We start from the raw sequence: 23,474 nt of genomic DNA, 5'->3' as shown, positions 1-23,474 counted from the left end.
GGGCGGGGTCAGCGGACGGCGCAACCGCCGGTGGTGGGGGCGGGCGGCACGGTCGGCGCGCCGACCGTCGGCAGGCCGAGCAGCACCCCGGGCGTACGCGGAGCACGCCCCGCCTCGGCCGCGTCACCGGCCCGGGTACGCCGGTGCGCCAGCGGCGCCCCGTCGGCGTTGAGGTGGTGCGGGGCGGCGTACGTGACGACGGTGTGCACGATGTCGCCGGGTCGGATCCGCCCGGCCAGTTCGCCGGTCGCGAAGTGCACCAGCCGGCCGTCGCGGGCCCGACCGGACATCCGGCCGGTGCGCTCGTCCTTGCGCCCCTCGCCGACGGCCACCAGCACCTCGACGGTCTCCCCGACCAGCTTGCGGTTCTCCGCCCAGGTGATCTCCTCGACGCAGGCGATCAACCGTTCGTACCGCTCCTGCACGACCTGCTTGGGCAGCTGCCCGTCCATCGTCGCGGCCGGGGTGCCGGGGCGCTTCGAGTACTGGAACGTGAACGCCGAGGAGAACCGAGCCTCCCGGACCACGTCGAGGGTCCGGGCGAAGTCGGCCTCGGTCTCGCCGGGGAAACCGACGATGATGTCCGTGGTGATCGCCGCGTCCGGCATCGCCGCCCGGACCTTCGAGATGATGCCGAGGTACTTCTCCGACCGGTACGAGCGACGCATCGCCCGCAGCACGTCGTCGGAGCCGGACTGCAACGGCATGTGCAGCGAGTGGCACACGTTGGGCGTCTCGGCCATCGCGGCGATGACGTCGTCGGTGAAGTCCTTCGGGTGCGGGCTGGTGAACCGCACCCGCTCCAGCCCGTCGATGTCCCCGCAGGCGCGCAGCAGCTTGCCGAACGCGTACCGGTCGCCGAACTCCACGCCGTAGGAGTTGACGTTCTGCCCGAGCAGGGTCACCTCCAGCACGCCGGAGTCGACCAGCGCGCGCACCTCGGAGAGGACGTCGCCGGGGCGGCGGTCCTTCTCCTTGCCCCGCAGCGAGGGCACGATGCAGAACGTGCAGGTGTTGTTGCAACCGACCGAGATGGAGACCCAACCGGCGTACGTCGACTCGCGGCGGGTCGGCAGCGTGGAGGGGAAGACCTCCAGCGATTCGAGGATCTCGACCTCGGCGGCCGTGTTGTGCCGGGAGCGGTCCAGCAGCGCCGGCAGCGAGCCGATGTTGTGCGTGCCGAAGACCACGTCCACCCAGGGCGCCCTACGGACGATCTCGCCGCGGTCCTTCTGGGCCAGGCAGCCACCGACCGCGATCTGCATGCCGGGGTGCTTCGCCTTGACGGGGCGCAGATGGCCCAGGTTGCCGTAGAGCCGGTTGTCGGCGTTCTCCCGCACGGCGCAGGTGTTGAACACCACCACGTCGGGCTGATCGTCGGCCTCGGCGGCGCGCACGTAGCCGGCATCCTCCAGGAGCCCGGAGATGCGCTCGGAGTCGTGCACGTTCATCTGGCAGCCGTACGTGCGCACCTGGTAGGTGCGCGGGCCGCCCGCGGGTGCGGTAGTCATGACCCGGACAGCGTATCCGGACGGAGCCGGGTGGTGCCGTCGGCGGTCAGGCGGCGGCGAGCGCCGGCGCGACCGAGTCCGGCGCCCACCGGGAACGGTGGCACCGCGACCAGCCGCGGCAGCCGGGATCGGCCAGGGTGCAGAGCCGCTGGTCGCTGAGCACCTCACCGTCGTCGGTCTCGACCACGTCGAAATGCACCGGCCGGATGGTGCCGTCCGGGGCGACGAGCAGGTGCCGCCCGGCGTCGAGCGTGTCGTCGCGCATCAGGCAGTTGCGGCCCAGGACCCGGGCCAGCGCCGCGATGGCGGGCAGCTCGGGCAGGCGTTCGGGCACGCCGTAACAGTCGACCACGGTGCCGTACGCCCCGGGCGCCTCCCACACGTCGCAGACCACCGCGTACGCGGGGAGCCGGACCGGGTCGGCGACGGCCAGGGGCATCACCACCCGGCCGAGCGCCTCGGCCAGCGCCGGATAGACCTCCACCGGCGCGCCGCCGTCGATTCTCCAGTTCCACAGCTCGGTCATGCCGCCTCCTCGCCGTGCTCGTCCACCGGCCTCCGGATCGGGCCTCACTCACGATGGTGGGGGGCATTTGACCGCAGCCGGGGGCAAGTTACCGGTCTGTGACCATTCCGGGCAAAATTTCCCTGGGCGACGTTGCCCTGAGTAGCGGGAAGATGACAGTTTATCGGGTATCGTGCCGTGTCCGCAGCACGCCACGCGGCGGGTCAGCGGAGCCGGATCAGGTGCTCCGAGGCGGGCAGCAGCTCGCCGATCACCGTGCCGCCCGGCACCTCGCCCGCGACCAGCAGCCCGCCCGAGGTCTGCGCGTCGGCCAACAACAGCCGCTCGGCCTCGTCGGCGCCGCCGAAGTCGGTCCACGGCGTCACCCAGTCCAGGTTGCGCCGGGTGCCGCCGCTGACGTACCCGTCACGCAGCGCCTCCCGCGCGCCTGGAAGGTACGGCACCGCGGCGGCGTCGATCGCGACGGTGAGCCGACTGGCCCGGGCCAGCTTCGACGCGTGCCCGAGCAGGCCGAAGCCGGTCACGTCGGTGCCGCAGCGGACGCCGGCGGCCACCGCGGCGCGGGCCGCGTCCCGGTTGAGCCGGGCCATCGACTCGACCGCCTCGGTGAACCGCTCCCCGGTCTGCTTGTGCCGGGTGTTGAGCACGCCGACGCCGAGCGGCTTGGTCAGCGACAGCGGCAGCCCGGCGCGGCCGGCGTCCAGCGTGATCAGCTCCTCCGGGCGGACCACCCCGGTGACCGCGAGACCGTACTTCGGGCCGTCGTCGTCGACGCTGTGCCCGCCGGCCAGGTGACAGCCGGCCTCGTTCGCCACGTCCTGCCCGCCGCGCAGCACCTCGCGGGCCAGCTCCAGCGGCAGCACCTCGCGCGGCCAGCAGAGCAGGTTCAGCGCGACCAGCGGGGTGCCGCCCATCGCGTACACGTCGGAGAGCGCGTTGGCGGCGGCGATCCGGCCCCAGTCGTACGCGTCGTCGACCACCGGGGTGAAGAAGTCGGCGGTGGTCACCAGGCCGGTCCGCTCGTCCAGCCGGACCACCGCGGCGTCGTCGCCGTTCTCCAGGCCGACCAGCAGGTCGGCGGTGCCGGCGCTGGGACCGAGGCCCGCGACCATCGCCTCCAGCTCGCCGGGCGGGATCTTGCAGGCACAGCCGCCGCCACGGGCATGATCGGTCAGCCGGAACGCGTCGGTCATCACCCTATGATCTGCGCGACCGGGCCGCCCCGCCACTCGGACACCGCCGCCGGTGACGGAAATCGGACGCACCGCCCCGTCGGCGAATGGTGTTACCGCTCCGTGACCATCCGGCTTGCGTTCTGCCACATCACCCCGCCTACAGTTGCCCAACCGGAGGGTCGACCGACCCCCGGTTCCGGCACGGACGACAGGGACGGTGGACGACGTGACGACGGGCGACCCGCTGATCGTGCTCGACGGGGTCAACAAGTGGTTCGGCCCACTGCACGTCCTCGACGACGTGTCCCTCTCCGTCGGTCGGGGCGAGGTGGTCGTGGTGATCGGCCCGTCCGGCTCCGGCAAGTCGACGCTGTGCCGCACCATCAACCGCCTGGAGCCGATCGACAACGGCACCATCACCTTCGACGGGCAGGCGCTGCCCGCCGAGGGCAAGCCGCTGGCGAAGCTGCGCAGCGAGGTCGGCATGGTGTTCCAGTCGTTCAACCTCTTCGCGCACAAGACCATCCTGGAGAACGTCACGCTCGGGCCGGTCAAGGTACGCAAGGAGAAGCCGGCCGCCGCCCGCGAGCGCGGCCTGGCCCTGCTCGACCGCGTCGGCATCGCCAACCAGGCGGACAAGTACCCGGCCCAGCTCTCCGGCGGCCAGCAGCAGCGGGCGGCGATCGCCCGCGCGCTGGCCATGCAGCCCAAGGCGATGCTCTTCGACGAGCCGACCAGCGCCCTCGACCCGGAGATGGTCGGCGAGGTGCTCGACGTGATGACGTCGCTGGCCCGCGACGGCATGACCATGGTGGTGGTGACGCACGAGATGGGCTTCGCCCGGCACGCCGCCAACCGGGTCATCTTCATGGCCGACGGCAAGCTCGTCGAGGACGCGCCGCCGGCCGAGTTCTTCGCGAACCCGCGCAGCGAGCGGGCCAAGGACTTCCTCTCCAAGATCCTCACGCACTGAGCGTCCGTAGTGGGGCCGCTCCCGGCGGCTCCGTCGTAGAAGGAGATGTGTATGCGTTACAAGCGCGTGGCGGCGGTGGCCGCGGCGGCAACCTTGGCACTCGGCATGAGCGCCTGCGGCGGCGACGGGGACGGCGGCGGCTCCGGCAGCGGCGGGGCCAAGGGAATCGTCGGCAAGGCGCAGAGCCAGAAGAAGCTGGTCATCGGCGTGAAGGCCGACCAGCCCGGCCTCGGCATCCAGACCGGCAGCCAGTACGAGGGATTCGACGTCGAGATCGCCAAGATCGTGGCCAAGGGCCTGGGCGTGGACGCGAACAACATCGAGTGGAAGACCACCGTCTCGGCCAACCGCGAGCCCTTCATCCAGCAGGGCACCGTCGACCTGGTGGTGGCGACCTACACCATCAACGACGAGCGCAAGCAGAAGATCAACTTCGCTGGGCCGTACTTCATCGCCGGCCAGGACCTGCTGGTCAAGGCCGACTCCACGCTGGCCGGCCCGGAGGCGCTCGACGGCAAGACGGTCTGCTCGGTCACCGGCTCGACCCCCGCCAAGCGGATTCAGACCGAGCACCCGAAGGCCAAGCTCCAGCAGTTCGACTCGTACTCGAAGTGCCTGCCGCTGCTGGAGAGCGGCAAGATCGACGCGGTGACCACCGACGACATCATCCTGGCCGGCTATGCGGCGCAGTCCCAGTACGCCGGCAAGTTCAAGGTGGTCGGCAAGCCCTTCTCCAGCGAGCCCTACGGCATCGGCCTGAAGAAGGACGATAAGGACGGCTGCGAGAAGGTCAACGAGATTCTCAAGACCGCCGCCTCGGACGGCTCGTACAAGGCCGCCTGGGACGCGACCCTGGGCAAGAGCGGCAAGGCCGCGCCCGAGCTGGACACCACGAAGCTGACCAACTGCGGCAGCGTCTGACCTGTTCCAGGGCCGGCATCCCACGGGGTGCCGGCCCTGGGCTGTCACGACGCCGACGACGTGCCCCGGGAGTCGACGCATGCACGTATTCGCTGATCCGACCAACCTCGACGCGTACCTGTCGGGCTTTCTCTGGATCCTCAAGCTGACCGGCTCGTCGGCGGTCCTCGCGCTGGTACTCGGCGTGCTCCTCGCCGCCTTCCGGGTCTCCCCGGTGCCGGTGCTGCGGGGCTTCGGCGCGGCCTGGGTCAACATCTTCCGCAACACGCCGCTGACGCTGATCATCTTCTTCTGCTACTTCGGCCTCTTCACCACGCTCGGGCTGACCCTCTCCGACGACCTCGACCAGAACAACTACTGGCTCGGCGTGGTCGGTCTGTCGGTCTACACCGCCGCGTTCGTCTGCGAGGCGGTCCGGTCCGGGATCAACACCGTCCCGCCCGGTCAGGCGGAGGCGGCCCGCGCGATCGGGTTGACCTTCTTCCAGACCCTCCGGATCGTGGTGCTCCCGCAGGCCGGTCGGGCCGTGGTCGCCCCGCTGGGCAGTGTGCTCATCGCGCTGTGCAAGAACGCGACGATCGTCGGCACGATCGGCCTGATCGAGGCGTCCAGCGTGATGAAGCAGCTCATCAACGACAACGGCGACGCCGTGATCCCGATCTTCCTGGTGTTCGCCGGCACCTTCGCCGCGCTCCTCATTCCGACCGGCTACTTCTTCGGCTGGCTGGCCAACCGACTGGCGGTGAAGCGCTGATGAGCACCAGCACCGTTCTCTACGACCACCCGGGCCCCCGGGCGCGAGTGCGCAACGCGGTGCTCAGCGTCGTCTTCGGCGTCGGGCTTGCCGCCCTGCTGTGGTGGGTCTACGCCAAGTTCGACCAGGCCGGGCAGTGGGAGGGCGACCTCTGGAAGCCCTTCACCGAGGCGTCCACCTGGACCCAGTTCATCTGGCCCGGCCTGCGGCAGACCCTGCTCGCCGCCGTCACCGGCATGGTGCTGTCGCTGACCTTCGGCATCCTGTTCGCGGTCGGCCGGCTCTCCGACCACAGGTGGGTCCGGATTCCGGCCGGGGCGATCGTGGAGTTCTTCCGCGCCGTACCGCTGCTGATCATGATCTTCTTCATCTTCTACGGCGTGCCGTTCCTGATCCAGGGGCCGGTGTCCGCCTTCTGGTCCGTGGTCATCGGCCTCACCCTCTACAACGGGTCGGTGCTGGCCGAGGCGTTCCGCGCCGGCATCCGCTCGATTCCCACGGGGCAGGCCGAGGCCGCCTACGCCGTGGGCATGCGCAAGAGCCAGGTCATGCAGCTGATCCTGGTGCCGCAGGCGGCCCGAGCCATGCTGCCCGTGATCGTCAGCCAACTCGTGGTGCTGCTCAAGGACACGGCGCTCGGCTACATCGTGGCCTTCCCCGAACTGCTCCAGCGAGGCGTCAACGACCTGTCCGCGAACCGCGGGAACGTGGTCGCCGCCGCGATCGTGGTGGCGATGATCTACATCGTCATCAACTCGATGTTGACCACGCTGGCGAACTGGTTGGACCGGCGTACCCGGCGACGGGCATTCCGGATTCCGAAGCAGGCCACGGCACCGCGAGACGACACCACGGTGACCGAACCACAGGGCTGAGGACAGCGGTGTCCANCGACGCGTGGGGGTGGGGGTCAACAGCGGCCCCCACCCCCACGCGTGGCGATCCGCATCGTGGTGGGAACGGGAAGATCGAGGCGCTCCTCCGGGCGACGTCGCCCTGGCCTCGGCGTCAGCGGGCGATCTCGGTGACCCGGGACTCGCGCACCACGGTCACCCGGATCTGACCCGGGTAGGTCAGCTCCTCCTCGATCTGCTTGGCCACGTCCCGGGCCAGCACCGCCGCGCCGATGTCGTCGACGTCGTCCGGCTTGACCATCACCCGGATCTCCCGGCCCGCCTGCATCGCGAAGACCTTCTCCACGCCGAGCTTGCCGGCCGCGATCTCCTCGATCCGCTCCAACCGCTTGACGTACGCCTCAAGGCTCTCCCGCCGCGCCCCGGGCCGCCCACCCGAGCAGGCGTCCGACGCCTGGGTGAGGACCGCCTCGATGGTCTGCGGCGGAACCTCGTTGTGGTGCGCCTCGATGGCGTGCACCACGTCCTCGTTCTCGCCGTACTTGCGGGCCAGGTCCGCGCCGATGATGGCGTGGCTGCCCTCCACCTCGTGGGTGAGCGCCTTGCCGATGTCGTGCAGGAACGCGCAGCGCTTGATGGTCGGCACGTCCAGCCGCAGTTCGGCGGCCATGATGCCGGCGATGTGCGCGGTCTCGACCAGGTGCTTGAGCACGTTCTGCCCGTACGAGGTCCGGTAGCGCAGCCGGCCCAGCAACGTCACCAGTTCCGGGTGGATCTCGGTGATGCCCACCTCGACCAGCGCGTCCTCGGCGGACCGGTGGCACAACTCCTCCACCTCCTGCCGGGCCAGGTCGTAGACCTCCTCGATCCGGTGCGGGTGGATGCGCCCGTCCAGCACCAGCTTCTCCAGGGTGAGCCGGCCGACCTCCCGACGTACCGGGTCGAAGCAGGAGAGCAGCACCGCCTCGGGCGTGTCGTCGATGATCAGGTTGACGCCGGTCACCGACTCGAAGGCGCGGATGTTGCGCCCCTCCCGGCCGATGATCCGCCCCTTCATCTCGTCGCCGGGCAGGTGCAGCACGCTGACCACGCTCTCTGCGGTCTGCTCGCTGGCCACCCGCTGGATGGCGTCGACCACGATGTGCCGGGCACGCTGTTCGGCGGTGCCCCGCGCGTCGGCCTCGATCTCCCGGACCAGCAGTGCGGCCTCGCGCTTGGCCTGCCCCTCGATCGAGTCGACCAGTTCGAGACGCGCCGCGTCGGCGGTCAGCCCGGCCACCCGCTCCAGCTCGCGCCGACGCTGCTCCTCCACCTCGGTCAGCGCCCGCTCCCGTTCGGCCAGCGCGGTCTCCCGGGCGGCGAGCGCCGCGGTGGCGGCGGTGAGCTGCCGCTCCCGCTCCGCCAGCCGTTCCACCTCCTCGGTGTGCAGCCGTTCCCGCTCGTCCATCCGGGCCGCCCGCCGCTCGACCTCGGCGGCCTGCTCCCGGGTGGTGGCGGCGAGCACCGCCACCTCCCGCTCGCCGCTGCGCCGCGCGGTGGTGCGCAACTGCTCGGCGTCCGCCTCGGCCTGCTTGTGCGCGCGTTCCAGCACGGTGTCGGCCTCGGCGCGGGCGTCGTCGAGCACCCGCCGGGCCTCCGCCCGGGCGGCCTTCGCTTCCGCCTTCGCGGCGGCGGCCTCCGCGCGGGCCGCGGCGGCCGCCGACTTCGCCACGTCGATGGTGCTGTTCGCCTCGTCGGCGGCGGTGCGCAGCGCGGCCAGGGACTGCTCCTGCCGGTCCTTCTCCGCGATGAAGGCCGGGTCCTCCGGCGGTGGCGCCAGGCTGAGCCGCTTGAGGGTACGCACGCCGAACAGCACGGCGCCGACCACCACCACGACGAGCAGCAGGACGACCAGGAGGAGGACGACGTCGAAGGCGCTCATGCCGCGGCCTCGCCCCGGTACGCCGAGCCGCCGACATGCGCCGCGCAGGAGCGGCCGGGACCGTGTGGCAGACCGCCGGTGAACCTGTGCCGCCGCGCCATGGCCGCCTCCCCTGAACGTCGGCGCCGCAGGACACGCGCGAAAGGCACGCGCCTGCGACTCTGGACGCCCGACCGGAGCGGCTGGCTGCGGACAGCTTTCCGTCGGCGCTGCCCCTCGTTGGGCACCGCCGGCGGCCGGTTGCAGTTGTCGGACGCTCCGGACGGGTCCGGAGCTGCCGTCAAGGGCCGGTGAAGCTGGCCAAAGTGATGCTGTTCTGTTACGCGTTCTATGTTGTGCGCTTAGCCTGCGCTGGTCGGGCAAAGTGAGCCTGTATGGCGAGGCTAGGTCGCGAGGGGCCGTTCGGTCAAGGAGTCATGATCAAACCACCCGGACGGAGAGAAGTTGATCCGTCACAGAGTGGTGGGAACATGCCGGGCAGACAGGCCCAAACCTCGCTCTCCCTGATCTCCCCGCGCCGACTCCCGAGGGAGCAAGGACGGCACCTCGGCGTCGATCATGAGGTTGACCGTGGTGTCACGGGCTGACAGCACCGCCAACTTCATGATCGACGCTCCACGTCGCGGGCGGCGGCGACCAGGGTGGCGTTGTCCGGTGCCGGGCTGCCGTCCGGCAGCAGGAGCGTGTCCTCCAAGCCGATCCGCGTGTGCAGCCCACGACGGACCGCCTCCGCGAACACCGGCCAGGTGGCCGGACCTTCGCCGTGCAGCAGCACCGGCGGACACCCATCGGGTAACACCGCGAGGATCGCGGTCGCCTCGGCAAGGGCCGCCTCCGCCGGTTCGGCCATGCACTCGACGAGCACCCGCCCGGTGGGCACCGGCCACCGACGCCAGGCGTCGACCGCCGATTCCGTCCAGATCCCGGCCTCGACCATCACGCCGCGGTCGTGCAGCGCCGCCGCGACGGCAGCCGCACCGGGTTCGTGGGCGTTGACCGAGGCGAAGTCGGGCAGCACCGTCCAGGCGCGGACGGCGGCCACCCGCTCGGCCGGGTCGGGGACGATCCAGGCGCCGGTGCTCACCCCGACCGGCAGGCCGGGGCGGGCGGCCCGGATCGCGGTGACCGCCGCCGCGATCACGGCCGGGTCGAGGGATTCGTCGCCGGCGTCGTCGCGCGGGTGGGCGTGCACCGCCGCCACCCCGGCGGCCGCGCAGCGGGTCGCGTCGGCGGCCAACTCGGCGGGGGTGAGCGGCACGGCGGCGTGCTCGTCGCGCCGTCGCCCACCGTTCAGGCACGCCTTCAACATCGGTACGTGCTCCCTTCAGCCATGGTCCCGCCCACCACGACTCGCCACGGTCCGGCACCGCCGACCGAGGGTGGAGGCTGGCGAGCGACGGCAGTTCGCCGACGTGGCGGGTTGCGGCGCGCTGGATACCGCCACATCGGCGTACTGGTTCAGCACCGGCCGCACATCTGTCAGTCGAGCCGGCGGGGGTCGAGGTCCGTTTCCGCGTCGGCCAGCGCGTCGGCGTCGATGTGCTCGGCGAACTCGGCCGCCTCGGCGCTCTGCGCGGCGAGTGCGTCCTTCACCGCCCGGATCGCCACGCCGGCCGGGTAGCCCTTGCGGGCCAGCATGCCGACCAGACGCCGGAACACCGCGTCGGGCTCACCCCGGGCGGTGCGCAGCTTCCGCTCCACCAGGACCCGGGCGGTCTCCGCCTCGGTCTCCTCGTCGAGCCCGTCCAGGGCGGCACCGGCCACCTCGCCGTCGACGCCACGCTGGCGCAACTCGTTGGCGAGTGCCCGGCGAGCCAGCCCACGGCCGGTGTGCCGGCTGCTCACCCAGGCCCGGGCGAAGGCAGCGTCGTCCACGAGGCCGACCTCGTCGTAACGGTCGAGGACCTGCTCGGCGACCTCCTCGGAGATGCCCCGCCGGGCCAGCGCGCCGGCCAGCTCGGCACGGGTGCGCGGCCGCGTCGCGAGCTGCCGTAGACAGATCTCGCGGGCCACCTCGGCCTCGTCGCGGGGCGGAGCCGGGGTCTCCCCCGATTCGGGCTCCGCCGGGCGAGCACGGCGCCCACGGCGGGGCTGGGGCGGCGTGCCGGTGGCGTCGCCCGTACGGGACGGACTGGCATCCCAGCCCCGTCCCGTACGGGCACGTCGTCCTGCCACGCGGATCAGAAGTCGACCGGCGGCAGCTCCGGACCACCGGCGGCGTCGCCGGCCCCACCGGTGCCGACGCCGAGCTTCTCCAGGATCTTCTTCTCGATCTCGGCCGCCACGTCCGGGTTCTCCCGGAGGAACTCGCGCGCCTTCTCCTTGCCCTGGCCGAGCTGGTCGCCGTCGTAGGTGTACCAGGCGCCGGACTTGCGGATGATCGCCTGCTCCACGCCCACGTCGATCAGCGAGCCCTCGCGGGAGATGCCCTTGCCGTACATGATGTCGAACTCGGCCTGCTTGAACGGCGCGGCGACCTTGTTCTTCACGACCTTGACCCGGGTGCGGTTGCCGACCACGTCGGTGCCGTCCTTGAGGCTCTCGATGCGCCGCACGTCGAGCCGGACCGAGGCGTAGAACTTCAGCGCCCGGCCACCGGTGGTGGTCTCCGGACTGCCGAACATGACGCCGATCTTCTCTCGGAGCTGGTTGATGAAGATGGCGGTGGTGCCGGTGTTGTTGAGCACACCGGTGATCTTCCGCAGCGCCTGGCTCATCAGCCGGGCCTGGAGACCCACGTGGCTGTCGCCCATCTCGCCCTCGATCTCGGCACGCGGCACCAGCGCGGCGACCGAGTCGATCACGATGATGTCGATCGCACCGGACCGGACCAGCATGTCGGCGATCTCCAGCGCCTGCTCGCCGGTGTCCGGCTGGGAGACCAGCAGGGCGTCGGTGTCGACGCCGAGGGCTCGCGCGTACTCCGGGTCGAGCGCGTGCTCGGCGTCGATGAACGCGGCGATGCCGCCGGCCCGCTGGGCGTTGGCGACCGCGTGCAGCGCGACCGTGGTCTTACCGCTGGACTCCGGACCGTAGATCTCGACGNGCACGACGGGCCGCTCCCCCAGCCGCATCACCGAACCCTTGCCGAACTGCTTGTCGATCTGAGCGAGAGCAAGGTCTAGCGCCTTCTCCCGGTCAGGACCTGCCGCCATCGTTGCCACCCCTGCCTTCGCCGGCGTCTTTCCTGAGCTTCGCGTCACGCGGGACACGCTAGGCGCTGGGTCCGACAGAAAACCAGCCGACGGGCCGTGAGCTGTGGACAAGCACCCCGCTGTGGACAATAGCCGAACAGGTGTACGACTGGGCAAGCGACACGCGGAACCGGCGAAAAGGCTGCTCAGCGTAGTCGCGCGGGCACCCGGTCGGGATACGCGGCCACCACCGCGCGCCACACCACGTGCGTTTCCTCACCGGCCGCGAGCGCCTGCTCGACGGTCCGCCCGCCGAGCTGCGACAGCACCTGGTCGCTGGCGATGCTGGCCGCGTAGCCCGGCCCGAACGCCTCCTCCAGCCGCGTCCAGAAGTCGGTCAGCCGCACCTGTTCAGTCCTCCTCGTCGAGGGCGTCCCCGCCGGGACGCCGCAGCGCCAGCGCCACCAGCGGCACCAGCGCGATCGCCGCCAACAGGGTGAGCGTCGGGTACCCCACGGCCCGCATGACGAACCCGCTCGCCGCCGCCGCGCCCGCCCCGGCCAGCCCCATGAGCAGGTCGGACAGGCCCTGGACCGCCGGCCGGTCGGCGGCGGGCACCGACTCCGACAGCAGCGTCGAGCCCGCCACCATGGTGCCCGACCAGCCCAGCCCGAGCAGCACCAGCCCCACCGAGAGCGGCGGTGTGTGGTGCCCGGCGGTGCCGGCGACCGCGCACGCGGCCAGCAGCATCGCCGTCCCACCCAGGATCACCGGCCGCCGGCCCAGCCGGTCGGTGAGCCAACCGGTCACCGGCGAGAGCGCGTACATCCCGGCGATGTGCAGGCTGAGCACGACGCCGACCACGCCCAGCACGTCCGCGTCGGAGTGCCACTCGTCGAGGTACACCGGGGTCATCGACATCACCGCGACCATCACCAGGTGCCCCACCGCGACCGCGGCGACGCCGAGGCGGGCGGCCGGCCGGCCGCGTANGCGGGTGACCGCCGCGTCGGGGCCGCCCGCCACGGCCGCCGCCAGCCGGCGCGCGGTGAGCAGCGGGTCGGGCCGGAGCAGGACCAGGAGTACGGCGGCAGCCAGCACGAACGCGACGGCGCTGAACGCGAACGGGCCGGCCAGCGCCGGCAGGCCCCAGCCCCGGGTGGTGTCGTCGGCGAGCGCGGCGAAGTTCGGCGCCGCCACCGAGCCGATGGTGGTGGCCCACACGACCAGCGACAACTGGCGGCCCCGGCGGGCCGGCTCGGCCAGGTCGACGGCCGTGTAGCGGGACTGGAGGTTGGCCGCCGTGCCGCCGCCGAACAGCAGCATGCCGAGGAAGAGCAACGGCACCAGGTGGGTCACGGCGGCGACCGTCACCAGCACGCCGCCGACCGCACCGACCAGGTACGCGCAGACCAGGCCGGGACGCCGCCCGCGGGCCGTCATCAGCCGGGTCACCGGCACGGCGAGCAGTGCCGCGCCGACCACGCCGGCGCTCTGTGCCAGCCCGGCCAGGGCGGTGCCGGCGACCCGGGCGGCGAGCAGCGCGCCGACCGAGATGCCGATGGTGACGCCGATGCCGCCGATGATCTGGGTGAGGCAGAGCAGCCGGACGGTACGCCGCTGGATGCCGGCGACGTCGAGCCGGGCCGGGGCCGGTGCGGTCAGGCCGGTGGACGTGGCGTTCACAGGCCCAGCCCCCGACCGATGATCTCCTTCATGATCTCGGTGGTGCCGCCGTAGATGGTCTGCACCCGGCTGTCCAGCCACGCCTTCGCCACCGGGTGCTCCAGCATGAAGCCGTAGCCGCCGTGCAGCTGCACGCACCGGTCGGCCACCTTGGTCTGCAACTCGGTGGTCCACCACTTGGCCTTCGCCGCGTCGGTCACCGAGAGCCGGCCCGCGTCGAACTCCGCGACGCAGTGGTTCACGAACGTCCGCGCGATGGTGACCTCGGTGTCCAGCTCGGCCAGGAGGAACCGGTTGTGTTGGAACGCTCCGATCGGCCGGCCGAACGCCTCCCGGGAGCGGGCGTACTCCAACGTCAGCGCGAGCAGCTTCTCGCCGGCCGCCACCGCGGCGACCGCGATGCTCAGCCGCTCCCGGGGCAGGTTGGCCATCAGATGGTAGAAGCCGTGGTTCTCGGTGCCGATCAGGTTCTCCGCCGGCACCCGGCAGTCGTCGAAGAACAACTCGGCGGTGTCGTTGGCCTTCAGGCCGACCTTGGCCAGCCGGCGGCCCCGGGTGAAGCCCGGCGTGCCGCTCTCCACCGCCACCAGGCTCACCCCGTGCGCGCCCTGCTCCGGCGCGGTCTTGACCACCACCAGCACGAGGTCGGCCAACTCGCCGTTGGTGATGAACGTCTTCTGGCCGTTGAGCACCAGGGTGTCGCCGTCGCGGACCGCGCTGGTGCGGATGCCGGCCAGGTCGCTGCCCGCGCCCGGCTCGCTCATCGCGATCGCGGTGACCAGGTCGCCGGAGCAGAAGCCCGGCAGCCACCGCGCGCGCTGCTCGTCGGTGGTCAGCTCGGTCAGGTACGGCGCGACCACGTCGTTGTGCAACCCGAACCCCAGCCCGGTGCAACCGGCCGCGACGATCTCCTCGTCGAGGACCGCGTTGAACCGGAAGTCGCGCTGACCGCCGCCGCCGTACGCCGGGTCGACGTCGGGGCCGAGCAGCCCGGCCGCGCCCGCCTTGCGCCACACCTCGCGGTCGACGATCCCGTCGGCCTCCCAGCGCTCGTGGTGCGGGACCGCCTCCCGGGCCAGGAACCGGCGGCACAGGTCCCGGAACTCGTCGTGGACGGGCTGGTAGAGGTGCTGCTCCATGGCGGCCAGTCTGGCACCGCTCACCCGGTCAGCACAGCCGCGCCCGCAGCCGGCGCTCCCGGTGCCGGGTACGGGCGGCTTCGGCCAGCATCGCGACCAGGATGACCCCGAACCCGATCGCGCTGGTCTCCCACCCGACGTGCACGGCGAGCACGATCAACACGCCGAGGAACAGCGTGCCCACGCCGGCCCCCCAGAGCGCTCCCCGGCGTACCGCGGGCAGGTCGTCGGTGACCGCCGCCCGCTCCGCCTCGTCGGCGGGCGGCTCGCCGCGACGCAACGCGACCTCGGTGAGCCGCCAGACGGCGGCGCGTTCCGCGTCGGCGACCGTGCGGTGGCTCGTGCCCCACCGGCTCATCACGAAGGTGAAGAGGATCCCCCAGATCACCCCGCCCAGGCCGGCGCGGACGACCGCGACCAGCGCGGAGCCGTGCCGCTCCTCCCAGAGCCGCAGCGGCAGCCAGAGGAGCGTCGCGAAGAGCATGAACGCCACGTACGGCCCGGGTGAGCCGAGCTGTGTCACGGAGAGGCGAAATCGGTCGGCGGCCATGCCGGGGCGGTACCCCCGGGAACGAGCGGGCAATCCGGTGTGGAGGATGGCGGGATGGGCACGCTGACCGGAGCACAGATCGCCGACGCCGGGCTGGACGGGTGGACGTACCTGCTGGGGGCGTTGCACACGCGCATCCGTACCCCCGATTTCGCCGCCGGTCTGGCCCTGGTGGCCGCAGTCGGCGCGGAGGCCGAGCGGGTCGACCATCATCCCGACCTGGACCTGCGCTACACCTTCGTGGACGTGCGGCTCTGGTCGCACGACGCGGGCGGAGTCACCGGCCGTGACCTGCGGCTGGCCCGGACGATCTCGGCGCTCGCCGCCGACGCCGGCCTGTCGCCGTCGCCGGCCGGGCTGTCCCGGCTGGAACTCGCGCTGGACAGCCCGGAGCACGCGGCGGTCGCGCCGTTCTGGCGGGCGGTCCTGGCCTGGACGCGGCCCGCCGGCCCTGACGACGAGGTACGCGACCCCGACGGCGTGCTGCCCACGATCTGGTTCCAGCGGTCCGGCCGGGACGAGCCCCGGCAGCGCTGGCACCCGGACGTCTGGGTGGATCCGGCCGAGGTCGCATCGCGCATCGAGGCGGCGTTGGCGGCCGGCGGCACGCTGGTCAGCGACGAGGCGGCGCCGAACTTCTGGGTGCTCGCCGACCCGGACGGCAACCGCGTCTGCCTCTGCACCTGGCAGAACCGCGACTGACGTCCCGCTCAGCGGGCCGGCAATCACGGAAACGGCGGCTCTGCCCGCCGCTGGGCGGCACCTGGCGTCCGTGACCGCGCCGACGTCATCCGCCCACACCCGGCGGGTGCCTCCGCGCNCCCGGCCCGCGGGTGGAACGCTATGGGTGTCTCAGGCCGCTCCAGACATCCATGGCGCTCCAGCCAGCGTCGGAGGACCGGCCGGGGTGGGCAGCAGGGACGTGCACGGGCCGGCGCGGTCGAGGATCAGCGTCCGCCCTGACTCAGCTCAATGCACCGGCGGCCACCTTGAGGTCGGCGACCAGGCTCCCGTACGCGATGTCCTGGTTGTCGGCACGTAGCACGGCGGACGGGTGGATGGTCGCGAGCAGCCGGGTGGTCGGCGCGTCGGCGACAGTGCCGGTCCGGTCCACCGGCACCCGCGCGAAGTCCTCCGGGTGTTGCGCGGCGGCCGGCCAGGGCAGCAACTCGCCCCGCTGCCGGGTCACCCGGAACGTCGGGCCGAGCAGGGCCTTGGCGGCGGTGGCGCCGAGCACCACCACGATCTCCGGGTGCAGCCGGGCGAACTCGGCGACCAGCCAGGGCCGGCAGGCGGTGATGTGCACCCGGTCCGGGGTCTGGTGGATGCGCCGCTGGCCGCGACGTTCGAAGCGAAAGTGCTTGACCGCGTTCGTGAGGTAGATCTGCGCGGGGTCGAGACCGGCGTCGTCGACGGCCCGGCGCAGCAGCCGGCCGGCCGGGCCGACGAACGGCAGCCCCTTCTGGTCCTCGACGTCGCCGGGCTGCTCGCCGACGAAGACCATCCGGGCGTGCTCGTCGCCCCGGCCGAAGACCGTCTGTGTCGCGTCCCGGTGCAGCTCGCAGCCCTGGCAGCCGGCCGCCGCGGCGCGCAGCTCGTCGATGGTGTCCGCCTGCGGCGGGATGAACTCCTGCGCTCCGGGTGCGCTGTCGGTTTCGGCCATGCCGACCGTTCTACCCGGTGCGTCGCCACCCACGCGAAGCGGCCCGCCGTGCTCGTCGGGTGTTAAGCGGGGGCCCTTCCTATACCGGAGGCGTTAATAGGGGGCCCCTCCTTCCACGGGGCGGGTGAGGGCGTCGGCGAGTGCGGGCAGGTCGGGCTCGTCGAGCGGGCTGACGGTGATCCGGACGGCGGGGGTGGCGGCGATCCGGTAGAGGCCGCCGGGGGCGACCGACCAGCCGGCGTCGCGCAGGACGGTCACCGCGACCGTCTCGTCGGGCACCGGCACCCAGACGTTGATGCCGGTCCGCCCGGATGCGGCGACACCCCGCGCGGCGAGCGCGGCCACCAGCCCGTCGCGCCGCCGGTCGTAGCTGCCCGCCGCGCGCCGCACCAGGTCACCGGTGGCCGGGTCGCGCCAGAGCGACAGCACGAGGCGTTGCAGCACGGTGGAGACCCAACCGGCGCCGACCCGTGCCCGGCCGGCCACCCGGGCCACCGTCGCCTCGTCTCCGGCGAGCACGGCGAGTCGCAGGTCGGGCCCGTAGGGCTTGCTCACCGACCGGACGAAGGCCCACGCCGGGGTCACCCCGGCGAGCGGGTGCAGGGGTACGCGGGCCAGTTCGGCGGCGTGGTCGTCCTCGATCAGCAGCAGGTCGGCCCGGCCGGCGAGCAGCGTACGCAGGGCCGCCGCCCGGTCGGCGGAGACGGCCGCCCCGGTCGGGTTCTGGGCCCGGCTGGTCACGATCAGCGCGCGGACCCCGGCGGCCAGCGCCGCGCGGACCCCGGGCTCGGACGGGCCCTCGTCGTCGACCGGCACCCCGACCGCGCGCAGCCCGAGCGCGGCGACCAGGTCGAGCAGGTTGGCCCAGCCCGGGTCTTCCACCGCCACCGCGTCGCCGGGGCGCAGGTGGGCGGCGAGCAGCCGCTCGATGCCGTCCAACGCGCCGCCGGTGACGGTCAGCTCGGTGGCGGGCACCCCGTCCGCGGCCAGCCGGTCCCGGGCGACGGCGGCCAGTTCGGGCAGGACGGCGACGCTCGCGTACCCGGTGGGGGGCCCGATGTCGGCGGCGAGTGCGGCCAGGTGCGGCCCGAGTGGGGGCAGCAGCCGGGGGTCGGGTTGGCCGCCGGAGAGGTCACGGACGCCGGGCCGTGGCGGGGGCAGCAGCGCGGCGCGGCGGGCGGCGACCGGCGGGCGGGGGCGGACCCGGGTGCCGTGCCGGCCGGCGGTCGCGACCAGGCCCCGCTGCCGAAGCACCTGGTACGCCTTCGCGACGGTGGCCGGGCTGACGCCCAGCTCGCCGGCGAGCGCCCGGACGGCGGGCAGCGGGTCGCCCGGGGCGAGGTCGCCGGCGCGGATGCCGGATTCCACGCTCGCCGAAATGGCGGCCGACGTGGAACCGCTGATCTGATAACGTGCTGCCACAATTCAGGGATTGTACTAGAACAAAGGTGGGATGTCGCATGTACCCCCCGACCGCACGCACCACCGCCACCCGCACCCGGGACCGGATGCACTACGACCGCGCCACCGCCCACGCGCTGCTCGACGAGGCGTACCACTGCGCGATGGCCTTCGTCGTGGACGGCGAGCCGCGGGTCCTGCCCACCCTGCACGTCCGCGTCGACGACACGCTCTACCTGCACGGGTCGACCGGCAGCCGGCCGCTGCTGGCCGCCCGGGGCGAGGCCGGGCTGCCGGTCTGCGTCGCGGTCACCCACCTGGACGGGCTGGTCTACGCCCGCTCCCAGTTCCACCACAGCGCCAACTACCGGTCCCTGGTCGCGCACGGCACCGCCCGGCTGGTCACCGACGCGCGGGAGAAGGCCGCCGTGCTGACCGCGCTGGTCGAGAAGGTGGCCGTCGGCCGCTCCGCCGACAGCCGGCCACCGAACCGCCGTGAGCTGGCCGAGACGGCGGTGCTGGCGCTGCCGCTGCGCGAGGTCTCGGTACGGANCGGCGGGGTCAACGACGAACCGGCCGACGAGCACCTGCCGTACTGGGCCGGGGTGCTGCCGCTGCGGCTCACGCCGGGGCGCCCCGAGCCGGCCGACGGGGTCACCGCGCCGCTGCCGGCGTACCTGCGGCCGGTGCGGTCGCCGTGGCTCACGCCGGTGGTGCTGCGCGGCGAGCACGTCGTGCTGGAGCCGCTGGACCTCTCGCACGCCGAGGAGTTGCACGCCGCCCTCGACGACGAGGAGGTCTGGCGGTACGTCGGCAGCCCACGCCCCACGACCGTGGACGGGATGGCCGACCTGATCCGCGCCGCCCTCGACGCCGGGCAGCGGGGCGTCCGGACGGCATGGGTGCAGCGCTGTGCGGCGACCGGGTCGGTGGTGGGCACCACCTCCTACCACGAGCCGGACGCCGACCTGCGGGCGGTGGAGATCGGCTCCACCCAGCTCGGCCGACCGTGGTGGCGCACCGGCATCAACACGGAGGCGAAGCTCCTGCTGCTCACCCACGCCTTCGAGGAGTTGAACGCGGTCCGGGTCACGTGGCAGACCAGCACGCTCAACGAGCGGTCCCAACGGGCCATCGAGCGGCTCGGCGCGGTGCGGGAGGGGACGCTGCGGTCCAACCGGCGTCGCGCCGACGGCACCTGGCGTCAGTCCGCGCTCTACTCGATGTTGTCGGAGGAGTGGCCGCCCGCACGGCACGCNCCGCCGCCTCCGCCGCCGCCGACGCTTCCGCTGCCGGCCGCGCCGTCGGAGCCGCCGCCCGGTGCGACGGGGCGGTCGGGATGGCGGCTGACGTGCGCCGACTCGCGGATCCGCGCCGACCAGTCGGCGTGCGCGGCGGCCGCGGCGTGCCGGTCGATGGCGTGCCGCAGCCAGCCGTCCACCGTGGCCACCCAGTCCCGCTGCCCGGTGCCGGCGTGCCAGACCCGGAACCGGCTAATGCTCTGGTGGGTCACCCCGGCGAGGGAGAGCCGCCGGTCCAGCCAGAACAGCACCTCCATGCCGGCGGAGTCGGTCAGCATGATCACCTCAAGCTCGGTCATCGGCCCCGCGTAGAGCGGCGCGGCCCAGAACCCGAACCGTTGCTGGAACGGCAGCGTCTGGTCCACGCCGGGCAGGCGGCCCTGCTGGAGCCCCGCCTGCCGGATCACGAAGCCGAGCGTGTCCAGCGCGGCGAACAGGTGCTGCTGGGCCGGCAGGGGGTGGACCAGGACCGGCACCATCTCCCCCTGGTCCAGGTCCGGGTCGACCGACACCTCGGTCCGCAGCCCGGTGCGCAGGCTCATCAACGGCACCCCGCCGAACGTGGTCACCGGCGTCTCCCACGGCAGCGGCACGGCGAAGTCGACCGCCCGCCGCCGCCCGGCCGGCACCACGAAGCGACCCGCGATCGGCCATCGGTGGTACTGCACGAGCCGGCGCGGCGAGCCCGGGTCCTCCGGCTCGACCTGGGCGACCAGTCCGAGCCGCAGATGCCGGACCGCGACGTCGGCGGCCCCGGCGGCGAGCGTCACCCGTCCCGGCAGCCGCAGTCCGGGCCGGGTGCTCGGATTGGTCAGCGTGGTGCGCACCGAGAGCCCGGTCCAGAAGGACTCCCGGGACACCCCGGTCAACCGCATGCCGGCGGCATTCCCGCTGCCCGCCGGGCCATGCGCGAGCCGGGCAGCCGGGCGTGNNNGAGGTGGCGGTGTCCCGGTTGCCCGGACACCGCCACCTCGCCGAACCGGTGTCGATCAGGAAGCGATCAGCGCATCCGGCGGCCCCGCGGCACCGGGTCGGTCTCGTCGTCGAACTCGCCGATGACCTCCTCCAACAGGTCCTCCAGCGCGACGAAACCGATCGGCCGGGTCGGCCCGCCGCCGTTGCGCACCAGCGCGAGCTGGGCCTGCCGGCCCCGCATCGCGGCCACCGCCTCGGTCACCGAAGCCTCGGCGGGCAGCGTGAACGCGGCGGTCATCAGCTCCCCGGCGGTCGCCGGTCGGCCGGTGGTGACCGCGCGCACCGCCTCCCGTACGTGGACCAGGCCGCACACCTCGCCGCCGCTGTCCACCACCGCGAGGCGGGACCGGCCGCTGTCCCGGGAGACGTGCTCGATCCGCTCGGCGGTGTCGTCGCGGCCCACCGTGACGATCCGCTCGAACGGCTCCATCACCTGGGCCACGGTGGTGCCCTGCAACTCCAGCATGCTGGTCAGGAGCTGGTGCTGCTCCGCGCCGAGCAGCCCGTGCTCACGGGACTGCTCCAGCAGGATGCGCAGCTCGTCCGGGCCGTGCACCTGGGCGAGCTGGTCCTGCTGCTGCACGCCGACCAGCCGCAGCATCACGTTGGCCAGCCCGTTGAGCAGGGAGAGCACCGGTCGGGCGATCCGGGCGAAGGCCCGGAACGGCAGCGCCAGCAGCATCGCCGAGCGCTCCGCGTCGGTGATCGCCCAGGACTTCGGCGCCATCTCGCCGACCACCAGGTGCAGGAACGTCACCAGGCCCAGCGCGAACACCAGGGCCACGACGTGGCTGGCGGCGTCGGGCAGGCCCACCGCGTGCAGCAGCGGGCTGAGCAGGTGCTCGATGGCCGGCTCGGCCAACGCGCCGAGGCCCAGCGTGCACAGCGTGATGCCGAGCTGGGCGCCGGCCAGCATGAGGCTCAGCTCGCGGACGCCGTCCAGCGCCGCGCGGGCCGCCCGGCCACCGTGGGCCGCCGACTGCTCCAGCCGGTATCGCTTGGCGGCGACCAGCGCGAACTCGGCCGCCACGAAGAACCCGTTGAGCGCCAGCAGCACCCCGGAGAAGATGAGCGCGAACCCGGGGCTCATGCCGCACCCTCCCCGGACACGCCGGCGGTCGGCCGCAGCCGCACCGAGTCGGCGACGTGCCGGTCCACGGCCAGCACCTCGACCAGCACCCGGGACCCGGCCGCCGGCTCGTCGCCGTCACCGGCGGACGCGATCTCCAGTCGGTCGCCGACCTCGGGCACCCGACCCAACTCCCGCATCACCAGGCCGGAGAGCGTGTCGTACTCGGGCGCCTCGGGCAGCTCGATGCCGGTGCTGTCGGCGACCTCGTCGATCCGCCAGCGCGCCGGCACCACCCAGGAGCCGTCCTCCTGCCGGGCCGGTGCCCGGTCCGGCGGGTCGTCCTCGTCGCGGATCGGACCGACCAGCTCCTCGGCCAGATCCTCCAGCGTGATCACGCCGGCGAACCCGCCGTACTCGTCGACCACGCAGGCGAGCTGCCGGTGCCCGGAGCGGAGCCGGTCCAGCACCGTCGGCAGCGGCAGCGTCTCCGGCACCAGCAACGGGGGTACGGCGACCGCGTCGATCCGGGTGGTCGACCGCTCGGCCGGCGGCACGCCCAGCACGTCGGCGATGCCGACCACGCCGATCAGGTCGTCGACGCCCTCGGCGCCGCGCACCGGGAACCGCGAGTGGCCGGTGTCGAGCATCTCGACCACCCGGCTGACCGGCTCGTCGGCCCGTACGGTGTGCACGTCGACCCGGGGCACCATGGCCTCCCCGGCGGTCAGCTCACGGAAGTCGAGCCCCCGGTCGAGCAGGTCGGACATCTCCGCGTCGAGGTGCCCCTCCTCGCGGGACTCGGCGATGATCTGTTCCAGGTCCTCCGGGGTGGCGCCGCTGGGCAGCTCCTCGATCGGCTCGATGCCGACGCGGCGGAGCAGCCGCACGGCGGCCCGGTCGAAGAGCGTGATCGCCGGGCCGGCGATCCGCAGGTAGATCAGGGTCGACCGGGACAGCGCCCGGGCGAGCGGCACGGCCCGGGCGATGGCCAGGTTCTTCGGGGCCAGCTCGCCCAGGACCATCTGCACCACGGTGGCGATGACCAGGGCCAGCACCACCGACAGCGGCAGCGCCACCGCGCTGGACACACCGGCGACGCCGAGCAGCTCGGCCAGCCCGGCGCCCAGGTACGGCTCGGCGGCGTAACCGACAAGCAGGGCGGTCACGGTGATGCCGAGCTGGGCGCCGGAGAGCATGAAGGAGAGCCGTCCGGTCACCTCCAGGGCGCGGGCGGCGGCGCGGTCCCCGTCGTCGGCGAGCTGCTTGAGCTTGCCGCGGTCGACGGCGACGTAACCGAACTCCTGCGCCACGAAGTAACCGGTGGCGGCGGTGAGCACGATGATGAGAAGGAGACCGACGAGGATCAGCACGGGAGGTTCAGGGCTCCCGGGGTCGTCGGGTCGGGGAGATGCCGGGTACGACCCGGCCGGCTACTGCTGCCCTCCGGGGCAGGAGAGTCGATCATGTGGGCCATTTTATCGGTGCTCGCTGGACGTCCGCTGGAGGTGCCCGGAACCCCGCCGCTCGTCCGGTTCAACGTTCGGCCAGCTCGTCCACGTCCAGCCGGCTCCGGTCGATGCGGCCGGACCGGTAGGCGGCCCGCCCGATCATCTGCGCGGCGACCGGCGCGGTGGAGAGCTGGAAGATCGCCACCAGCACGAGCATGCCCAGATCCATCGGGGTACGCAGGCGCAGCGCCAACCCGGCCAGGAGCAGCAGCACGCCGAGCACCTGCGGCTTGGTCGCGGCGTGCATCCGGTCCAGCGTGTCCGGGAAGCGCACCAGGCCGATGCCGGCGACCAGGCTCAGCGACGCGCCGGCCAGCAGCAGGAACCCACCCACCCAGTCCGCCACCGCANNCGCTGGACCTCCTTCCGTTCGCGACTGCGGGGCTCGCAAACCCGGCTCACTCCTCGCG

At 72.9% G+C, this 23,474-nt stretch carries 22 protein-coding genes and 1 pseudogene; 6 read left to right on the top strand and 17 right to left on the bottom strand.

The window, feature by feature from the left end; translation table 11 throughout:
* Window positions 1-8: 8 nt before the first annotated feature.
* The 3 genes from miaB to selD all read right to left on the bottom strand — a co-directional run bounded on the left by miaB (window position 9) and on the right by selD (window position 3,230).
* A complete protein-coding gene (gene miaB / locus B1205_RS00365) occupies window positions 9-1,511 on the bottom strand; it encodes a tRNA (N6-isopentenyl adenosine(37)-C2)-methylthiotransferase MiaB (protein ID WP_089153786.1) in 1,503 nt (500 codons plus the stop codon).
* A 46-nt stretch (window positions 1,512-1,557) separates the two neighbouring features.
* Window positions 1,558-2,037, bottom strand: a complete 480-nt coding sequence (locus B1205_RS00360; RefSeq protein WP_089153785.1) for a hypothetical protein — start codon at window positions 2,035-2,037, stop codon at window positions 1,558-1,560.
* 203 nt (window positions 2,038-2,240) lie between these two features.
* A complete protein-coding gene (gene selD / locus B1205_RS00355; RefSeq protein ID WP_089153927.1) occupies window positions 2,241-3,230 on the bottom strand; it encodes a selenide, water dikinase SelD in 990 nt (329 codons plus the stop codon).
* Window positions 3,231-3,429: 199 nt separating this feature from the next.
* Between selD and B1205_RS00350 the strand changes: the two genes are divergently transcribed.
* The 4 genes from B1205_RS00350 (at window position 3,430) to B1205_RS00335 (ending at window position 6,735) form a co-directional block, all read left to right on the top strand.
* A complete protein-coding gene (locus tag B1205_RS00350) occupies window positions 3,430-4,185 on the top strand; it encodes an amino acid ABC transporter ATP-binding protein (RefSeq protein ID WP_089153784.1) in 756 nt (251 codons plus the stop codon).
* A gap of 51 nt (window positions 4,186-4,236) precedes the next feature.
* Complete coding sequence (locus B1205_RS00345; protein ID WP_089153783.1) at window positions 4,237-5,106, top strand: glutamate ABC transporter substrate-binding protein; 870 nt, start codon at window positions 4,237-4,239, stop codon at window positions 5,104-5,106.
* A gap of 79 nt (window positions 5,107-5,185) precedes the next feature.
* On the top strand, window positions 5,186-5,860 hold the full coding sequence (locus B1205_RS00340) for an amino acid ABC transporter permease (protein WP_089153782.1): 675 nt from the start codon (window positions 5,186-5,188) through the stop codon (window positions 5,858-5,860).
* Complete coding sequence (locus B1205_RS00335) at window positions 5,860-6,735, top strand: amino acid ABC transporter permease (protein WP_089153781.1); 876 nt, start codon at window positions 5,860-5,862, stop codon at window positions 6,733-6,735. The genes B1205_RS00340 and B1205_RS00335 overlap by 1 nt, the downstream gene beginning before the upstream one ends.
* A 133-nt stretch (window positions 6,736-6,868) precedes the next feature.
* Here B1205_RS00335 and rny read toward each other — a convergent pair whose 3' ends face one another.
* The 8 genes from rny to B1205_RS00295 all read right to left on the bottom strand — a co-directional run bounded on the left by rny (window position 6,869) and on the right by B1205_RS00295 (window position 15,144).
* Window positions 6,869-8,635, bottom strand: coding sequence for a ribonuclease Y (gene rny / locus B1205_RS00330; RefSeq protein WP_089153780.1), 1,767 nt, complete (start codon window positions 8,633-8,635; stop codon window positions 6,869-6,871).
* 601 nt (window positions 8,636-9,236) lie between these two features.
* Window positions 9,237-9,944 (bottom strand): 3-keto-5-aminohexanoate cleavage protein, encoded by a 708-nt coding sequence (locus B1205_RS00325; protein WP_089153779.1) that lies wholly within the window; start codon window positions 9,942-9,944, stop codon window positions 9,237-9,239.
* Between the two features lie 170 nt (window positions 9,945-10,114).
* Complete coding sequence (locus tag B1205_RS00320) at window positions 10,115-10,810, bottom strand: regulatory protein RecX (RefSeq protein ID WP_089153778.1); 696 nt, start codon at window positions 10,808-10,810, stop codon at window positions 10,115-10,117.
* A 5-nt stretch (window positions 10,811-10,815) separates the two neighbouring features.
* On the bottom strand, window positions 10,816-11,790 hold the full coding sequence (recA, locus tag B1205_RS00315; protein WP_089153777.1) for a recombinase RecA: 975 nt from the start codon (window positions 11,788-11,790) through the stop codon (window positions 10,816-10,818).
* Window positions 11,791-11,975: 185 nt separating this feature from the next.
* A complete protein-coding gene (locus tag B1205_RS00310; protein ID WP_018785963.1) occupies window positions 11,976-12,176 on the bottom strand; it encodes a DUF3046 domain-containing protein in 201 nt (66 codons plus the stop codon).
* 4 nt (window positions 12,177-12,180) lie between these two features.
* The gene (locus tag B1205_RS00305; protein WP_089153776.1) at window positions 12,181-13,455 is read right to left on the bottom strand and encodes an MFS transporter; all 1,275 of its coding nucleotides are present in this window, start codon (window positions 13,453-13,455) and stop codon (window positions 12,181-12,183) included.
* Window positions 13,452-14,594, bottom strand: coding sequence for an acyl-CoA dehydrogenase family protein (locus tag B1205_RS00300; protein ID WP_089153775.1), 1,143 nt, complete (start codon window positions 14,592-14,594; stop codon window positions 13,452-13,454). Before B1205_RS00300 ends, B1205_RS00305 begins: the two co-directional genes overlap by 4 nt.
* A gap of 28 nt (window positions 14,595-14,622) precedes the next feature.
* Window positions 14,623-15,144: a hypothetical protein gene (locus B1205_RS00295; protein ID WP_140157951.1), complete on the bottom strand. Its 522-nt coding sequence runs from the start codon at window positions 15,142-15,144 to the stop codon at window positions 14,623-14,625.
* Between the two features lie 54 nt (window positions 15,145-15,198).
* Here B1205_RS00295 and B1205_RS00290 point away from each other — a divergent pair, with 54 nt between their 5' ends.
* Entirely contained in the window at window positions 15,199-15,846 is a 648-nt protein-coding gene (locus B1205_RS00290; protein ID WP_089153773.1) for a 4a-hydroxytetrahydrobiopterin dehydratase, read from the top strand.
* 262 nt (window positions 15,847-16,108) lie between these two features.
* On the opposite strand, the gene B1205_RS00285 is transcribed toward B1205_RS00290, so the two are convergent.
* Together B1205_RS00285 and B1205_RS00280 are read right to left on the bottom strand one after the other, a co-directional pair.
* Window positions 16,109-16,807, bottom strand: a complete 699-nt coding sequence (locus tag B1205_RS00285) for a UdgX family uracil-DNA binding protein (RefSeq protein WP_089153772.1) — start codon at window positions 16,805-16,807, stop codon at window positions 16,109-16,111.
* Window positions 16,808-16,900: 93 nt separating this feature from the next.
* Window positions 16,901-18,229, bottom strand: coding sequence for an aminotransferase class I/II-fold pyridoxal phosphate-dependent enzyme (locus B1205_RS00280; RefSeq protein ID WP_089153771.1), 1,329 nt, complete (start codon window positions 18,227-18,229; stop codon window positions 16,901-16,903).
* Window positions 18,230-18,267: 38 nt separating this feature from the next.
* Here B1205_RS00280 and B1205_RS00275 point away from each other — a divergent pair.
* Window positions 18,268-19,482: pseudogene (locus B1205_RS00275) on the top strand (bifunctional pyridoxamine 5'-phosphate oxidase family protein/GNAT family N-acetyltransferase); the annotation flags it as partial.
* Here B1205_RS00275 and B1205_RS00270 read toward each other — a convergent pair.
* The 4 genes from B1205_RS00270 to mnhG all read right to left on the bottom strand — a co-directional run bounded on the left by B1205_RS00270 (window position 19,425) and on the right by mnhG (window position 23,410).
* Complete coding sequence (locus B1205_RS00270) at window positions 19,425-20,384, bottom strand: sporulation protein (protein ID WP_089153770.1); 960 nt, start codon at window positions 20,382-20,384, stop codon at window positions 19,425-19,427. The pseudogene B1205_RS00275 and the gene B1205_RS00270 overlap by 58 nt on opposite strands.
* 125 nt (window positions 20,385-20,509) lie before the next feature.
* Window positions 20,510-21,574, bottom strand: a complete 1,065-nt coding sequence (locus tag B1205_RS00265) for a hemolysin family protein (protein WP_089153769.1) — start codon at window positions 21,572-21,574, stop codon at window positions 20,510-20,512.
* Window positions 21,571-22,926, bottom strand: coding sequence for a hemolysin family protein (locus B1205_RS00260; RefSeq protein WP_089153768.1), 1,356 nt, complete (start codon window positions 22,924-22,926; stop codon window positions 21,571-21,573). Before B1205_RS00260 ends, B1205_RS00265 begins: the two co-directional genes overlap by 4 nt.
* A 163-nt stretch (window positions 22,927-23,089) precedes the next feature.
* Window positions 23,090-23,410, bottom strand: coding sequence for a monovalent cation/H(+) antiporter subunit G (gene mnhG, locus B1205_RS00255; RefSeq protein WP_254909597.1), 321 nt, complete (start codon window positions 23,408-23,410; stop codon window positions 23,090-23,092).
* Between the last annotated feature and the right edge of the window lie 64 nt (window positions 23,411-23,474).

It is taken from the genome of Micromonospora sp. NBS 11-29, assembly GCF_002140155.1.
Lineage (GTDB): Bacteria > Actinomycetota > Actinomycetes > Mycobacteriales > Micromonosporaceae > Micromonospora.
This window is presented reverse-complemented; position numbering and strand designations above follow the sequence as displayed.

What these genes read in the sequence shown, in the direction of transcription:
- B1205_RS00285 (WP_089153772.1), bottom strand. Translation starts at nt 16,807, where the DNA reads ATGGCCGAAACCGACAGCGCACCCGGAGCGCAGGAGTTCATCCCGCCG.
- selD (WP_089153927.1), bottom strand. Translation starts at nt 3,230, where the DNA reads ATGACCGACGCGTTCCGGCTGACCGATCATGCCCGTGGCGGCGGCTGT.
- B1205_RS00295 (WP_140157951.1), bottom strand. Translation starts at nt 15,144, where the DNA reads ATGGCCGCCGACCGATTTCGCCTCTCCGTGACACAGCTCGGCTCACCC.
- B1205_RS00360 (WP_089153785.1), bottom strand. Translation starts at nt 2,037, where the DNA reads ATGACCGAGCTGTGGAACTGGAGAATCGACGGCGGCGCGCCGGTGGAG.
- B1205_RS00325 (WP_089153779.1), bottom strand. Translation starts at nt 9,944, where the DNA reads ATGTTGAAGGCGTGCCTGAACGGTGGGCGACGGCGCGACGAGCACGCC.
- B1205_RS00265 (WP_089153769.1), bottom strand. Translation starts at nt 21,574, where the DNA reads ATGAGCCCCGGGTTCGCGCTCATCTTCTCCGGGGTGCTGCTGGCGCTC.
- B1205_RS00290 (WP_089153773.1), top strand. Translation starts at nt 15,199, where the DNA reads ATGGGCACGCTGACCGGAGCACAGATCGCCGACGCCGGGCTGGACGGG.
- B1205_RS00335 (WP_089153781.1), top strand. Translation starts at nt 5,860, where the DNA reads ATGAGCACCAGCACCGTTCTCTACGACCACCCGGGCCCCCGGGCGCGA.
- miaB (WP_089153786.1), bottom strand. Translation starts at nt 1,511, where the DNA reads ATGACTACCGCACCCGCGGGCGGCCCGCGCACCTACCAGGTGCGCACG.
- B1205_RS00345 (WP_089153783.1), top strand. Translation starts at nt 4,237, where the DNA reads ATGCGTTACAAGCGCGTGGCGGCGGTGGCCGCGGCGGCAACCTTGGCA.
- B1205_RS00340 (WP_089153782.1), top strand. Translation starts at nt 5,186, where the DNA reads ATGCACGTATTCGCTGATCCGACCAACCTCGACGCGTACCTGTCGGGC.
- rny (WP_089153780.1), bottom strand. Translation starts at nt 8,635, where the DNA reads ATGAGCGCCTTCGACGTCGTCCTCCTCCTGGTCGTCCTGCTGCTCGTC.
- B1205_RS00300 (WP_089153775.1), bottom strand. Translation starts at nt 14,594, where the DNA reads ATGGAGCAGCACCTCTACCAGCCCGTCCACGACGAGTTCCGGGACCTG.